Annotated in this window: 10 protein-coding genes; 6 read left to right on the top strand and 4 right to left on the bottom strand. The window is 71.5% G+C overall.

Annotated features, from left to right (window positions below; translation table 11 throughout):
- Positions 1-415: 415 nt before the first annotated feature.
- Positions 416-865, top strand: coding sequence for a PTS sugar transporter subunit IIA (locus tag ABD346_RS19155; RefSeq protein WP_189962310.1), 450 nt, complete (start codon positions 416-418; stop codon positions 863-865).
- A gap of 81 nt (positions 866-946) precedes the next feature.
- Positions 947-2,617 carry a phosphoenolpyruvate--protein phosphotransferase gene (ptsP, locus tag ABD346_RS19150; protein WP_344376247.1) on the top strand — a complete coding sequence of 557 codons (1,671 nt, stop codon included), beginning with the start codon at positions 947-949 and terminating at the stop codon, positions 2,615-2,617.
- Between the two features lie 134 nt (positions 2,618-2,751).
- On the opposite strand, the gene ABD346_RS19145 is transcribed toward ptsP, so the two are convergent.
- Positions 2,752-3,636 (bottom strand): hypothetical protein, encoded by an 885-nt coding sequence (locus ABD346_RS19145; RefSeq protein WP_344376246.1) that lies wholly within the window; start codon positions 3,634-3,636, stop codon positions 2,752-2,754.
- 24 nt (positions 3,637-3,660) lie between these two features.
- Positions 3,661-4,935: an MFS transporter gene (locus ABD346_RS19140; RefSeq protein WP_344376244.1), complete on the bottom strand. Its 1,275-nt coding sequence runs from the start codon at positions 4,933-4,935 to the stop codon at positions 3,661-3,663.
- A gap of 45 nt (positions 4,936-4,980) precedes the next feature.
- On the opposite strand from ABD346_RS19140, the gene ABD346_RS19135 reads away from it, so the two are divergent.
- On the top strand, positions 4,981-6,300 hold the full coding sequence (locus ABD346_RS19135; protein ID WP_344376243.1) for an aminotransferase class I/II-fold pyridoxal phosphate-dependent enzyme: 1,320 nt from the start codon (positions 4,981-4,983) through the stop codon (positions 6,298-6,300).
- On the opposite strand, the gene ABD346_RS19130 is transcribed toward ABD346_RS19135, so the two are convergent.
- A complete protein-coding gene (locus tag ABD346_RS19130; RefSeq protein ID WP_344376242.1) occupies positions 6,301-8,289 on the bottom strand; it encodes an acetoacetate--CoA ligase in 1,989 nt (662 codons plus the stop codon).
- Positions 8,290-8,506: 217 nt separating this feature from the next.
- On the opposite strand from ABD346_RS19130, the gene ABD346_RS19125 reads away from it, so the two are divergent.
- Complete coding sequence (locus tag ABD346_RS19125) at positions 8,507-10,861, top strand: glycoside hydrolase family 31 protein (protein WP_344376240.1); 2,355 nt, start codon at positions 8,507-8,509, stop codon at positions 10,859-10,861.
- A 103-nt stretch (positions 10,862-10,964) separates the two neighbouring features.
- Here ABD346_RS19125 and ABD346_RS19120 read toward each other — a convergent pair whose 3' ends face one another.
- Positions 10,965-11,489, bottom strand: coding sequence for an NUDIX domain-containing protein (locus tag ABD346_RS19120; protein ID WP_344376239.1), 525 nt, complete (start codon positions 11,487-11,489; stop codon positions 10,965-10,967).
- Positions 11,490-11,654: 165 nt separating this feature from the next.
- On the opposite strand from ABD346_RS19120, the gene ABD346_RS19115 reads away from it, so the two are divergent.
- The gene (locus ABD346_RS19115) at positions 11,655-12,443 is read left to right on the top strand and encodes a M15 family metallopeptidase (protein ID WP_344376288.1); all 789 of its coding nucleotides are present in this window, start codon (positions 11,655-11,657) and stop codon (positions 12,441-12,443) included.
- Positions 12,444-12,620: 177 nt separating this feature from the next.
- Positions 12,621-12,998 carry an Mpo1-like protein gene (locus ABD346_RS19110; protein WP_344376238.1) on the top strand — a complete coding sequence of 126 codons (378 nt, stop codon included), beginning with the start codon at positions 12,621-12,623 and terminating at the stop codon, positions 12,996-12,998.
- Positions 12,999-13,010 lie beyond the last annotated feature (12 nt).

The following is a 13,010-nucleotide window of genomic DNA, read 5'->3' as shown; positions in this document are numbered from 1 at the left end:
GTATTTCGTGTTTCCAGCTTAGCAGATCCGATTTCCCGTTTCTGCCACCCGCTGGAGCGGGGATTTCGCTTTCCGGCCTTATCGGCTTTCCGGCGATTCAGACTCTAGCAAGTCTTTTCCGCCTTCTCTGACCACCGTCTCCGCGAGCACGCAGAGTCAGAAATCCAGGTTAGGATCGGGACTTGGTAGGCGCCGCCGACCGCCGAATCACAGAGTCGTGATGGGGTCAGGCAGGAGTACGACAGTACAGGCCACCGGGAGTTGAGGCAAATCGTTTCCGGTGTGCACCTAGGTCCGCCAACCGGCACCTGCCGTGCGGAACTAGGACTTCTTATGACTTACCCTTCTGAACAGTACGCCGTCCAGGACAGGTAGTGACGGCGACACTAGAAGCTCCGCCCCTGGGAGGCTCCCCATGACTAGCGTGACGTCCCCACTTGCTGGAAAGGCCATCGGGCTCGCTGCAGTTCCCGACCCCGTCTTCTCCGGCGCGATGGTGGGCCCCGGCACCGCTATTGATCCCGTACGTGAGCCGTCGGCGGCCGTGGCGCCCGTGGATGGCGTCGTTGTGTCCCTGCACCCGCACGCCTTCGTCGTCGTCGACCCCGAAGGCCACGGTGTGCTGACGCACCTCGGAATCGACACCGTTCAGCTCAACGGCGAGGGCTTCGAGCTCCTCGTCAACAAGGGCGACACCGTGACGCGCGGCCAGGAGGTCGTGCGCTGGGACCCGGCCGCCGTCGAGGCCGCCGGTAAGTCCGCCATTTGTCCCATCGTGGCTCTTGAGGCCACCACTGACTCCCTCTCCGGTGTCGTCGACAGCGGTGACGTGAAGGCCGGCGACGCGCTGTTCGGCTGGCAGTGACGCCCGCGCCGCTGCGACGGCGCGCTGGACGGACAACAACGGCGGCGGCACTGACCGCCGCGACTATCGGAGACGGGTGAGATGGAGACAACGCTGCGAGGCGTCGGCGTGAGCCACGGTGTGGCGATCGGCGAGGTTCGGCACATGGGCACGGCGGTTCTCGAGCCGCCGGCCAAGCAGATTCCGGCATCGGAGCACGAGCGCGAACAGGGGCGCGCTCGCCAGGCCGTGGAAGCTGTGGCGGCCGACCTGATGGCGCGTGGCAATCTGGCCGGCGGTGAGGCGCAGGCCGTGCTCGAAGCCCAGGCCATGATCGCCCAGGACCCGGAGCTGATGGCCGACGTCGACCGGCGCATCGTCGTCGGCAGCACCGCCGAACGAGCCGTGTACGACGCGTTCTCGCACTACCGCGAGCTGCTCGCCGGTGCCGGCGAGTACATGGCGGGACGCGTCGCCGACCTCGACGACGTACGGAACCGGATCGTGGCGCGCCTCCTCGGCGTGCCGATGCCGGGTGTGCCGGACAGCGACGAGCCGTACGTGCTCATCGCGCGGGACCTCGCGCCCGCCGACACCGCGCTGCTCGACCCGGCCCTGGTGCTCGGGTTCGTTACCGAGGAGGGCGGGCCCACCAGCCACAGCGCCATCCTGGCGCGGGCGCTCGGTGTTCCGGCGATCGTGGCCCTGCCCGGCGCCGGTGAGCTGGCCGAAGGCACGCTGGTCGCCGTGGACGGCAGCACGGGCGAGATTTTCGTCGACCCGAGCGAGGAGAAGCAGGCCGAGCTCGAGCGGGCCGCCGCCGAGCGCAAGGCCGCGCTGTCCGCCTCGTCGGGCCCGGGTGCCACCTCGGACGGCCACAAGGTTCCGCTGCTCGCCAATGTCGGCGGTCCCGCCGACGTTCCGGCCGCGGTGGAGGCGGGCGCCGAGGGCGTCGGCCTGTTCCGTACCGAGTTCCTCTTCCTCGACGACTCCGCCAAGGCGCCGTCCGAGGAGAAGCAGGTCGAGGCGTACCGCAAGGTGCTCGAGGCGTTCCCCGAGGGGCGCGTCGTGGTGCGGGTCCTGGACGCGGGCGCCGACAAGCCGCTCGACTTCCTGACCCCGGCCGACGAGCCCAACCCGGCGCTCGGTGTGCGTGGTCTGCGCTCGCTGCTCGACCACCCCGAGGTGCTGCGTACGCAGCTGACCGCGCTGGCCAAGGCCGCCGAAGGTCTGCCCGTGTACCTCGAGGTCATGGCGCCGATGGTGGCCGACCGTACCGACGCCAAGGCGTTTGCGGACGCGTGCCGGGAGGCCGGGCTGCGGGCGAAGTTCGGCGCGATGGTGGAGATTCCCTCCGCCGCGCTCCGGGCCCGCTCGATCCTGCAGGAGGTCGAGTTCCTGTCGCTCGGCACCAACGACCTCGCGCAGTACGCCTTTGCCGCCGACCGCCAGGTGGGCGCGGTGTCCCGGCTCCAGGACCCGTGGCAGCCCGCGCTGCTCGACCTGATCTCGCTGTCCGCCGAGGCCGCCAAGGCCGAGGGCAAGAGCTGTGGTGTGTGTGGCGAGGCTGCCTCCGATCCGCTGCTGGCCTGTGTCCTGACGGGCCTTGGTGTGACGAGCCTGTCGATGGGTGCGGCGTCCATTCCTTATGTGCGGGCGACGCTCGCGAAGTACACGCTGGCCCAGTGCGAGCGTGCGGCGTCCGCGGCTCGTGCCGCGGACACTGCCGAGGATGCGCGCAAGGCCGCTCAGGCGGTGCTGTCCGGCGAGTGACCCGGACGGTCGTGACACCGGTGTGGTCGTAAGACCCGGGTGGGTCGTAGGACCTGTGTGAGAGGGGCTTCCCGTCGCGGTGCGGCGGGGAGCCCCTTTTTCCGTACCTCCCCCCTGTCGTTCTCGTCGTTGCCTCAGTGGTGGCTGTCGGGCTGGTCGACAGGGAATCCGGCGCGGTATTCGACGTCGGGCTCCGGGGCGAGGGGGTCGCCGGTCGCGGCGTCGGTGCAGTAGGCGCTGAAGACCTCGCCCGCGGTCAGCGGGTCGAGCCGGCCCTGGTGCAGGCGCCAGCCGTGCAGCCGGTCGGGGGTGCCCAATTCAGTCGAACGGAGTACCAGCCCACCCGCGCTGTGCAGGGCGATGCCCGCCGCGAGGACGGTCACGAACTCGGCCGCGTCCGTCTCGTCGAGGCGTACCGGGTCGAAGCCCTCCCGCTCGGCATGGAGCACGGCGATGAGCTGTTCGGCCTGGGCCGGGATGCTGCACACCAGGTGGTGGGTGCCCGGGCCGGCCGCCTCCAGCAGGCTCAGGACGAGGTGCGAGGCGCGGTCGAATGCCGCGCGCCCGATGTCCTGGCCGCATTCGGCGCACTCCCCCGCCTCGGCCAGGAGCAGCGTCGCGTACTCCCAAGTCGCCTTGCGGACGGCCTTGTTGATGAGCTGCGGGACCAGGCTGTCGATGGGCTGGCCCGCGTACGCCACACAGGCGCCGCCTGCCGCCAGTTCGGCCGTGAAGCGGGTGCGGCTGTCGGCCGTGTCCGGGTCGAGGCCCTCCGACGTGCAGAACTCGGTGAACTCGTCCGGGTCGAAGAGCGCGACCGTGGTGTGCGCGCCCTGGGCGGCGAGGGCGCGAAGCAGGCCTTCGACCTGGCGGAGGTAGGCCGTGTGGTCGTCGAAGGCGAAGGAGCGGTATCTCGTCATGGCCGCGAAGTCGTGCGCGTCGGCGATCAGGCCGACGGTGCTCGGCATTTCACGGCGGAGTGTGCGCCGGATGGCCCGGATGTGGTTGGCGTGCGCCATATTTCCCCCTGAGCACGGTGTTGATCAATGCTCACTCACCGTAACCGACGGCACTGACAGCGGCGTCCGCCCGGGGCACGGCCGGGCGAGACGGTGCTGGACCAGGCAGGTGCCCGCGATGACGGCGCCGAAGGTGATCCAGCCGGCCGGTCCGGTCGCGATGGCCGCGGTGACGGCGAGCGGGCCGACGCTGCGCTGGACGGACTGGGCCAGGCCGTGCACCCCGAGGTAGGCGCCCTGCGCCTCGTCGGGTGCGAGGGCGATCGAGAGTTCCCAGGAGATCGTCGCGTGGATGATCTCGGCCAGCGTGAAGGCGGCCGTGGCGATCAGGAGGAAGGCGGTCGCGAGTGCGGCGCCGTGTGCCGCGGAGGCCGCCATGGCCACGCCCGAGAGCGCGAAGATCACGGAGAGCGCGAACAGGAGCCTCCGGGCCGCCGCCGTGGTGGCGCCGAATCGCGCGAGGGGCACCTGGAGGCCGACGACCATCACGTTGTTGAGCACCATGAGCAGCGGGACCAGTCCGTGCGGGGCGTCGGTGGCGTGCACGGTCCAGAGCGGGAGGCCGACCTTGAACACCGCGTCGTCCAGGAAGAGGATCGTTTCGCTGGCCACGAAGGCCAGGTAGCCGCGGTCGCGCCAGGGGTTGGCGGGGTTCGGCCTGGCCGCCGGGTCACCGGACTTGGCGACCGTGCGCGAGGGCGCCTGGGGTTCGGCGCAGAGCGCTGTGATGAGGGCGGAGCCGACGAACGAGAGGGCGTTGCCCGCGAGGAGCCACTCGTAGGCGGAGACCGAGCCGATGGCGAGGGCGCCTGCGGCGGCCAGGCCTCCGACGGCCCAGCCCGCGTTGGCGACGGTCCGGCTGACGGCCTGGTAGCGGACGCGGTCGGGGCCCGCGATCCTGGCCGCGTACAGCTTGGTGAGGACGTTGGCCGAGCGGTCGCCGAAGCTTCCCACGGAGGCGATCACAAGGAGCAGTACGAAGTTGTCGGTGGTCAGGAGCGCGAACGCGGCGACGGCGCGCAGCGATTGGAGGCCGACGAGGACGCGGGTCAGGGGCAGCCGGTCGGCGATGCGGCCGCCGATGGGTGCCCCCGCGATTCCGACGGCTCCGGACGCGGCGACGAGGGTGCCGATCTGGGCGAGCGAGAGCCCGGCCACGTAGGTGAAGTAGAGAACGGAGACGGCTTCCCAGAGGCCGCTTCCGGTCCTGTCCACGAAGGCGACCGACAGCATCCGGCGGCCGTCGAGGCCTCCTGGGATGCGTTCCCACAGTGCTGCGCGGCGGCGGCTCCAACTCATTGCTCCCCCTTGACGTCATTTATGTATTGGTACAGAATCTTCTACGTGGCAGCACAATATTCGATCTCTGGTACGACAGCCAAGGGGATTGCCGCGTCCGTCGAGCGCGCGGTCGCCGACGGGGGCCTGGTCCCCGGTGACGCGCTCCCTCCGGTGCGCAGGCTGGCCGATGAGCTGGCAGTGAGCCCCGGCACGGTCGCCACCGCATACAAGGAACTGCGCGGGCGTGGTGTGGTCGTGACCCGTGGGCGCGGCGGAACCGTGGTGGCCCCGGAGCCGGCCGTCGCTTCCCGGAGGCCGCCCAAAGTCCCGGAAGGGCTGCGGGACTTGGCGGGCGGGCATCCCGACTCGGCCTTCCTGCCGGATCTTCCGGGGCTCGTCGCACCGTCTTCGGGGCCCCGCTCGCACCGGTCCACGCCGCGGCTGCCGCAACTGGAGGACCGGGCGCGCACGTGGTTCGAGGGTGACGGGGTGCCGTCCGAGTGCGTGACGTTCGCCCATGGGGCGCTCGACTGCATCGCGCGGCTGCTGACCACGGAGTTGCGGCCCGGGGACGCGGTGGCCATGGAGGATCCCGGGTACCACCATCTGCTGGACCTGCTGCATGCCATGGGGCTGCGCACGATCGCGGTCGCCGTGGACGACGAGGGCATGCGCCCCAAGGAACTGCGCGAGGCGCTGCGCGCCGGGGCGCGGGCCGTCGTGTGCAGTCCCCGGGCACAGAATCCGTACGGCGGCTGCTTCTCCCAGGCGCGGCGCGACGAGCTCGTCGAGGTGCTGCGGCAGGCGCCCGAGGTTTTGGTGATCGAGAACGACCATGCCGCCGAGATCGCGGGTGCGGAGCTCCACTCCCTTACGGAGGGCGGGCTTTCACGGTGGGCGCAGGTGCGGACCGTGACCAAGTACCTCGGCACGGACCTGCGGTGGGCGGCCACAGCATGTGATCCGGTGACGCTGGCGCGGCACGACGGGCGGCTGCTGCTCACCTCCGGTTGGGTGAGTCATCTGCTGCAGGCGGCCGTGCTGACCTTGCTGGACGATCCGTCGGCTCAGCTATTGGTGACGCGGGCGCAGGCCACCTATGGGGAGCGGCGTACGGCATTCGTCAAGGAGCTGGCCCAGCGCGGGATTCCGGCGCACGGGGCGAGCGGAATGAATGTGTGGGTGCCGGTCCGCGACGAGTCGGCCGTCGTCAACGGGCTGCGTACGCGCGGCTGGTGGGTGGCGGCCGGGGCCCGCTTCCGCATGGCCTCGGCTCCCGGCGTACGCATCACAGTGGCCGGTCTGGACGGTGCGGAGGCGGCGCGGCTGGCCTCGGACTTCGCCGGTGTGCTTGGCGAGTCCGAGGCCACCTACGGGGGCTGATCAGCCGCGCTTGCGGGCGATGTCCTCGTAGAAGCGCAGCAGGTCGAGGTTGTCGACCGAGCCGGGGTTGACAGCCTTGTCGAGAGCCGTTCCTTGGAGGAGGCGCTTCACGGGGACCTCGATGCGCTTGCCCGTGAGGGTGTGCGGGACGCCAGGCGCCTCGATGATCTCGTCGGGGACATGACGGGGCGAGAGCTGCTCCCGGATGGCCTGCTTGATCTTCGTACGGAGTGCCTCGTCCAGGACGGCGCCCTCGGTGAGGTGCACGAACAGGGGCATCCAGTAGCCGCCGTCCGGCTCTTCCAGGCCGATGACGAGTGACTCGCGGACCTCCTGAAGACGCTCGACGACCTCATAGATGTCGGCTGAACCCATACGCACGCCTTGGCGGTTGAGGGTCGAGTCGGAGCGGCCGTGGATGATCACCGAGCCGTGGTCGGTGAGGGTGATCCAGTCTCCGTGGCGCCATACGCCCGGGAACATGTCGAAGTAGCTGTCGCGGTAGCGGCTGCCGTCGGGGTCGTTCCAGAAGCGGATCGGCATCGACGGCATCGGGTTGGTGACGACGAGTTCGCCGACCTCGCCGATGACGGGCCGGCCCTGCGCGTCCCAGGCCTGGAGGTCGGTGCCGAGGCAGGGTGCCTGGAGCTCGCCGATGTGCACGGGCAGCGTGGGGACCGCCCCCGCGAAGCAGGAGCAGACGTCGGTGCCGCCGCTGACCGAGGCGATCCACAGGTCCTCGCGCACCTCGTCGTGGAGCCAGCGGAACCCGTCGGGCGGCAGAGGTGAACCGGTGGTCGCGACGCCCTTGACGCGGGACAGGTCGAAGTCGCGCCCCGGATGCACCTCGGCCTTGCGGCAGGCCATGACGTACGCGGCCGACGTGCCGAACAGGGTGGCGCCGGTGCGCTCGGCCACGCCCCACTGGGCGGCCGTGTCGGGGTAGCCGGGGCTGCCGTCGTACAGGACGACGGTGGTGCCGGTGAGCAGGCCGGAGACGAGGAAGTTCCACATCATCCAGCCGGTGGAGGTGTACCAGAAGAAACGGTCCTCGGGGCCGAGGTCGCAGTGCAGTCCCAGCTGCTTGAAGTGCTCCAGGAGGATGCCGCCCTGGGACTGCACGATCGCCTTGGGCAGGCCCGTCGTGCCGGAGGAGTAGAGCACCCACAGGGGGTGGTCGAAGGGCACCTGCTCGAAGACGGGCTCCACCTCGTCCGAGGTGAGCGCGGACCATTCGAGGGTGCCTTCGGGGGCGGGTGTGCCGAGCAGCGGGATGTGCACGACGGCGCGCAGGGTGGGCAGTTCGCGGCGCAGTTCCGCGACGACGTCCGTGCGGTCGTGCTCCTTGCCGCCGTAGCGGTAGCCGTCGACGGTGAACAGGACGACCGGCTCGACCTGCTGGAAGCGGTCGAGGACGCTGCGGGCGCCGAAGTCGGGGGCGCACGAGGTCCAGACGGCGCCGACGGCGGCCGAGGCGAGCAGCGCGGTGACCGCCTGCGGGACGTTGGGCAGATAGCCGCTGACCCGGTCGCCGGGTCGTACGCCGAGGGCACGCAACTGGGCGGCGAGCGAGCCGACTTGGGCCCGGAGTGCGGACCAGCTGATCTCGACCGGCGCGTGGGTCTCGTCGACGTGCAGGAGGGCCGGGTCGCCTGCCCGCGCGGGGTCCTCGGCGGTGCGCAGCGCGTGTTCCGCGTAGTTCAGGGTCGCTCCCGGGAACCACTGCGCGCCGGGCATCGTTCGATCAGCAAGGACAGCTGTGTACGGGGAGGAGAAGCGGATGTCGAACCAATCGGCGACGGCTTGCCAGAAGGTGTCGAGTTCGGCGACCGACCAGCGGTGGAGAGCCGGGTACCCGCCCTCGGCCGGTGCCCCGTAGCGCTCGGCCGCCCAGGCCTGGAAGCGGGTGATCCGCGCGGCGGCGATGCGGTCGGAGTCCGGCTGCCACAAGGGCACGGGCTGCGGAGCGGGGTTCGCTGCTGAGGTCATGGGTCGGCTCCCGGGCTGTAACGCGTGATGTGCGTGTTTCCCGCGCACACGCGAAGGGGTGTGCGCGTGAGGCGGCTGACAGGGACGATGCCATGTGATCGTCTTCCGCACCAGGGTCCCCCGCCCATAGTCGGATGCCGGGGCATGTGGCGCCACCACGGTGAACGGCAGTTGAACGGACCGCACGCGGGGCCGTCCGGGTGGCAGGGTGAGCTGCATGAACGGCGATGACCTGGTGCGCTCGGTGAAGGCGGTCGGCTCGGTGCGGGGGCTGCGGGCGATGCGCTCGGCCCTGCGGCGGCGCCGGGCGGACGCCCGGGACCTGCCCGCGCGCGGGCCGGAGCGGGCCCGGGTGCCGGGCGCGGTGATCGAGGCCGAGCCCCGGGCCGGCGGCGGGGTGGTGCGGTTCGCGCGTTCCGAGCTGGAGGTGCGGGTCGCGGTGGGCGGCGCGGTCTTCTGGGGCTGGGACGGCGCGGGGCCGGAGCCGTCGTACGCCCTGGGCGGCCGGGCGCCCGAGCCGGATCCGCGGGCGGTCCTGGAGCCGGACAAGGACGGCGGCTGGCGGGTCGTGTCCGAGCGGCTGACGGTGGTCATCTCCCGGCACGGGGCGGTGGAGGTGAGCACACCGGGCGGGGTCGTGCTGCGGCGCGAGCTGCCGCCGCGCTGGTGGGAGCCGGTCGGCGGCGGTCCTGCCCGCTGGCTGCAGCGGTCCGAAGTGGCAGCCGACGCACGGTTCTTCGGCCTGGGCGGGCGGGCGCACGGGCCCCGGCTGAGGGACGGGGCGTACCGGCTGTGGAACACCGATCCCGGGGGCGGGTTCGCCCCGGGGGACGATCCGCTGTACATCACGATGCCCGTGCAGCTGGTGGTGGCGGACGCGGGGACGCACCTCGCGTTCTACGACAGTACGTGGGACGGGCGGGTGGTGCTGCGCGAGGGCGAGGAGGGCGCGGGGTCGGGGCACGACCGGCCGGGCGCGAGCGAGCTATGGATGGAGGGAGGACCGCTGCGCTGCTGGGTGGTGGCGGGTACCCCGGCCCGGGTGCTGCAGGGCTGGACGGCGCTGACGGGCGCTCCCGCTGTGCCGCCGTCGTGGGCGCTCGGCCCCCAGCACGCGCGCTGGGGGTTCGGCAGCGAACGCGAGGTGCGGCGGATCGTCGGCGGGTACACCGAACGCGACCTGCCGCTGTCAGCGCTGCATCTCGACATCGATCACTACGACGCCCACCAGGTCTTCACGGTCGACCGCGACGCCTTCCCGGATGTACCGCGCCTCGCCAAGGACCTGGCGGAGGAGGGGGTGCGGCTGGTCTCGATCGTCGACCCGGCGGTCAAGGCGGAGCGCGGGAATCCGGTGTACGAGAGCGGCCTCGCCGCCGGGGCCTTCGTCCAGGACGCCCACGGCCATGAGGTGCACGGCGAGGTGTGGCCCGGAGAGTGCGCCTACCCGGACTTCACCGACCCCAAGGCGCGCTCCTGGTGGGGCGGGCTGTACCAGGAGCGGCTCGATCAGGGCTTCGCCGGGGTGTGGCACGACATGAACGAGCCGGTGGCCTTCGCGCCCTTCGGGGATCCGACGCTGCCCAGGTCCGCGCGGCACGACCTGGACGGCCGGGGCGGCGATCACCGCGAGGCCCACAATGTGTACGGCCTCACCATGGCCCGCGCCGGGTACGAGGGGCTGCGCCGACTGCGCCCCGACGAGCGGCCGTTCCTCTTCTCGCGCTCCGGCTGGGCCGGTATGCAGCGCTACGGCGGCACCTGGTCCGGCGATGTGGCGACCGGCTGGCCCGGGCTGCGTGCCTCGCTGTCGCTGGTGCTCGGGCTCGGCCTGTGCGGCGTGCCGTATTCGGGCCCCGACGTGGGCGGCTTCACCGGCAGCCCCTCCCCCGAGCTGTATCTGCGCTGGTTCCAGCTGGGTGCCTGGCTGCCCCTGTTCCGTACGCACGCGGCGAAGTGGGCGGGGCGGCGGGAGCCCTGGGAGTTCGGCCCGAAGATCCTGGAGAGCGCGCGGGCGGCGCTGGCCGAACGGCAGCGGCTGCACCCGTACTTCGTGACGCTGGCCCATCTGGCGCGGATGACCGGGGCGCCCTATGTGCGCCCGGTGTGGTGGGGCGGGCCGGGCGACCGGGCGCTGCGCGACTGCGAGGACTCGTTCCTGCTCGGCGATGCGCTGCTCGTGGCCCCGGTCCTGGAGCGCGGGGCAGACCGGCGGGCGGTGCGGCTGCCGCGTGGGCGCTGGTACGACACCACGACCGGCGAGGCCCACGTCGGCCCGGGCACGGTGCTCCTCAACGCCCCGCTGTCCCGGATCCCGGTCCTCGCCCGGGCCGGTTCGGTGATCCCGGTGCGGGGCGACGGAGGCGGCCTGGAGCTCGAGGTGTGGGCGCCGGCTGCCGGACGTACCGGGGGCGGAATCGTGGTGCGGGACGCGGGGGACGGCTGGGAGCCGGCGAAGGTGGAGCGTTTCTCGACCCGGGTCGCCAACGGCCGGGTGGTGGTGGAGCGGGTCGACGGCGGGGCGGGCGGCGAGGTCGGGTACCCGGTGCGGGTGCGGGGGGCGGTGCGCTGAGCCGCCTGCGCCGGCGGGGTGGCGCGCCCCAAAGGGGCGCGGGGAACTGGGCGGCCGGCCCCGGACGGCCCGCAGTCGCATACCCGCACCCCCGCGGGAGCGCTCAGCGGTACTCGCCCGCGAACCACTTCCGTACCGCCTCCGTGTGCAGCGGAAACGTCAGCTCGGCCGGTTCGCGCAGCAGTTCCCAGCCCTCGGTCTCGTCGGTGGGCTGCCGGGGCGGCAGGGCCTCGGCCGGGCGGGAGGGAAGCAGGCCGAACAGCAGGAGGTGTTCGGGGGAGCTCAGGGCGTCCGCGAGGCGGACCTCGCCGACCGGGGCCTCGATGCCGGTCTCCTCCCTGAGCTCGCGTACGACGGCGTCCTGCCAGGTCTCGCCGAGGTCGATGAAGCCACCCGGCAGAGCCAGGCCGCCCAGGTGCGGCTCGATGGTGCGGGTGATTACGACGAGGCCCGTACCGCGTGCGTCGGCGACCGGCAGGAGCGCGATCGCGACGGGGAGCGGATTGCGGTAGGCGACCGTGCCGCAGGCCGTGCAATCGCGGGGCCAGGCGCCGTCCGCGGCGGCGTACGGTGCTCCGCACGCAGCGCAGTGGGAGTCGTTGAGGGGCTGGTTCGGGGTCGCGGTCACCCGCGGACTCTAGTCGACGCCCGTTTTCCAACCGACTGCCCCGAGCCATATGCCCTTCCTCGCCCACCGGTTGACCTGATAGAGGGTGTGCACATGACACGACGTACCGAACGACAGGACACCGCCTTCCGGTCCTCCGGCCGAACGCCGTCGCGGGCGTTGCGGATGCTGCGCGGGCTCGCCGCCGGAGCTGCCACGCTGCTCACCGTCGCCGCCCTCTCCCCCACCGCCCAGGCGGCGCCGGCGCCGAAGGCGCCCGAGGTGTTCGTGGCGCTGAGTTCCGTCGACCCCACGATCATCCAGGAGATGCGCTACATCACCCCGCACGACTTCGTGGGCGAGCCGATCGACGGATACCGGCGGCCGCTGTGCATCCTGACCCGGCCGGCCGCCGAGGCACTGCACCGGGCACAGCTGAAGCTGCTGCGGCAGGGCTACTCCCTGAAGGTGTACGACTGCTACCGGCCGCAGCGGGCCGTCGACCACTTCGTACGCTGGGCGAAGGACCTGGACGACGAGCGGATGAAGGCGGAGTTCTATCCGCATGTCGACAAGTCGAGGCTGTTCGCGGACGGGTACATCGCCGAGAAGTCCGGGCACAGCCGGGGCAGCACGATGGATCTCACCCTGGTGAAGCTGCCCGCTCTGCCCACCCGGCCGTACCATCCGGGACAGCCGCTCGTGCCCTGCTACGCACCGAAGAACGATCGCTTCCCCGACAACTCCGTCGACATGGGGACCGGTTTCGACTGTTTCGACACCCTGGCGCACACCGACGACCCGCGCATCCAGGGCGCACAGCGGGCGAATCGGCAGTTCCTGAAGAGCACCCTCGCGGCACAGGGCTTCGTCAATCTGCCCGAGGAGTGGTGGCACTTCACGTATCAGCCGGAGACCTTCCCCGACACCTACTTCGACTTCCCCGTGGCGTGGCGGTCCGTGGCGGGCCACTGAGTTCCGGTTCGGCCGGTCGCCCGGCCACGACCAATATGGATGGCCGCGGCACCCGGTTCCGCTTGAGAACCGGGCGGGCGGCCGGGGCCACCCCCGTGGGTCCCGGACGCCCGCTCTGTCTTCTCGGACGCCACGGAGCCGTATCCGGTTCTCCGAAGAGCGATTAGGTTCTGCCGCATGACGAACACGACGAAGCCCGCGTTCGACGCGACGAAGCCCACGTTCGATTCGTACGAGGAGTTCTGGCCCTACTACGTGGCGATGCACTCCCGGGCGGCCACCCGCTGGGTGCATCTGACGGGCACCCTCACCGGGCTCGCGATCAGCGCCTACGGGCTCGCGCGTGGGCGGAAGAGGTACGCGCTCGCCCTGCCGCTCATCGGGTACGGGACGGCCTGGCCCGCGCACTGGTTCATCGAGAGGAACAACCCGGCGACCTTCGGGCACCCCGGATGGTCGCTGCGCGGGGACCGGCAGATGATCTCGATGATGCTGGCCGGGCGCGACCGCGAGCTCGGCGAGATCGCCGCCAAGTGGCTGGCCGAGAACCACTGAGCCAGGAGCAGG

It is taken from the genome of Streptomyces mauvecolor, from assembly GCF_039532965.1.
GTDB lineage: Bacteria > Actinomycetota > Actinomycetes > Streptomycetales > Streptomycetaceae > Streptomyces > Streptomyces violascens.
This window is presented reverse-complemented; position numbering and strand designations above follow the sequence as displayed.

Bases quoted from the DNA above. Each gene is read 5' to 3' on its own strand.
- ABD346_RS19155 (WP_189962310.1), top strand. From the start codon at position 416: ATGACTAGCGTGACGTCCCCACTTGCTGGAAAGGCCATCGGGCTCGCT.
- ptsP (WP_344376247.1), top strand. From the start codon at position 947: ATGGAGACAACGCTGCGAGGCGTCGGCGTGAGCCACGGTGTGGCGATC.
- ABD346_RS19145 (WP_344376246.1), bottom strand. From the start codon at position 3,636: ATGGCGCACGCCAACCACATCCGGGCCATCCGGCGCACACTCCGCCGT.
- ABD346_RS19140 (WP_344376244.1), bottom strand. From the start codon at position 4,935: ATGAGTTGGAGCCGCCGCCGCGCAGCACTGTGGGAACGCATCCCAGGA.
- ABD346_RS19130 (WP_344376242.1), bottom strand. From the start codon at position 8,289: ATGACCTCAGCAGCGAACCCCGCTCCGCAGCCCGTGCCCTTGTGGCAG.
- ABD346_RS19125 (WP_344376240.1), top strand. From the start codon at position 8,507: ATGAACGGCGATGACCTGGTGCGCTCGGTGAAGGCGGTCGGCTCGGTG.
- ABD346_RS19115 (WP_344376288.1), top strand. From the start codon at position 11,655: ATGCTGCGCGGGCTCGCCGCCGGAGCTGCCACGCTGCTCACCGTCGCC.
- ABD346_RS19110 (WP_344376238.1), top strand. From the start codon at position 12,621: ATGACGAACACGACGAAGCCCGCGTTCGACGCGACGAAGCCCACGTTC.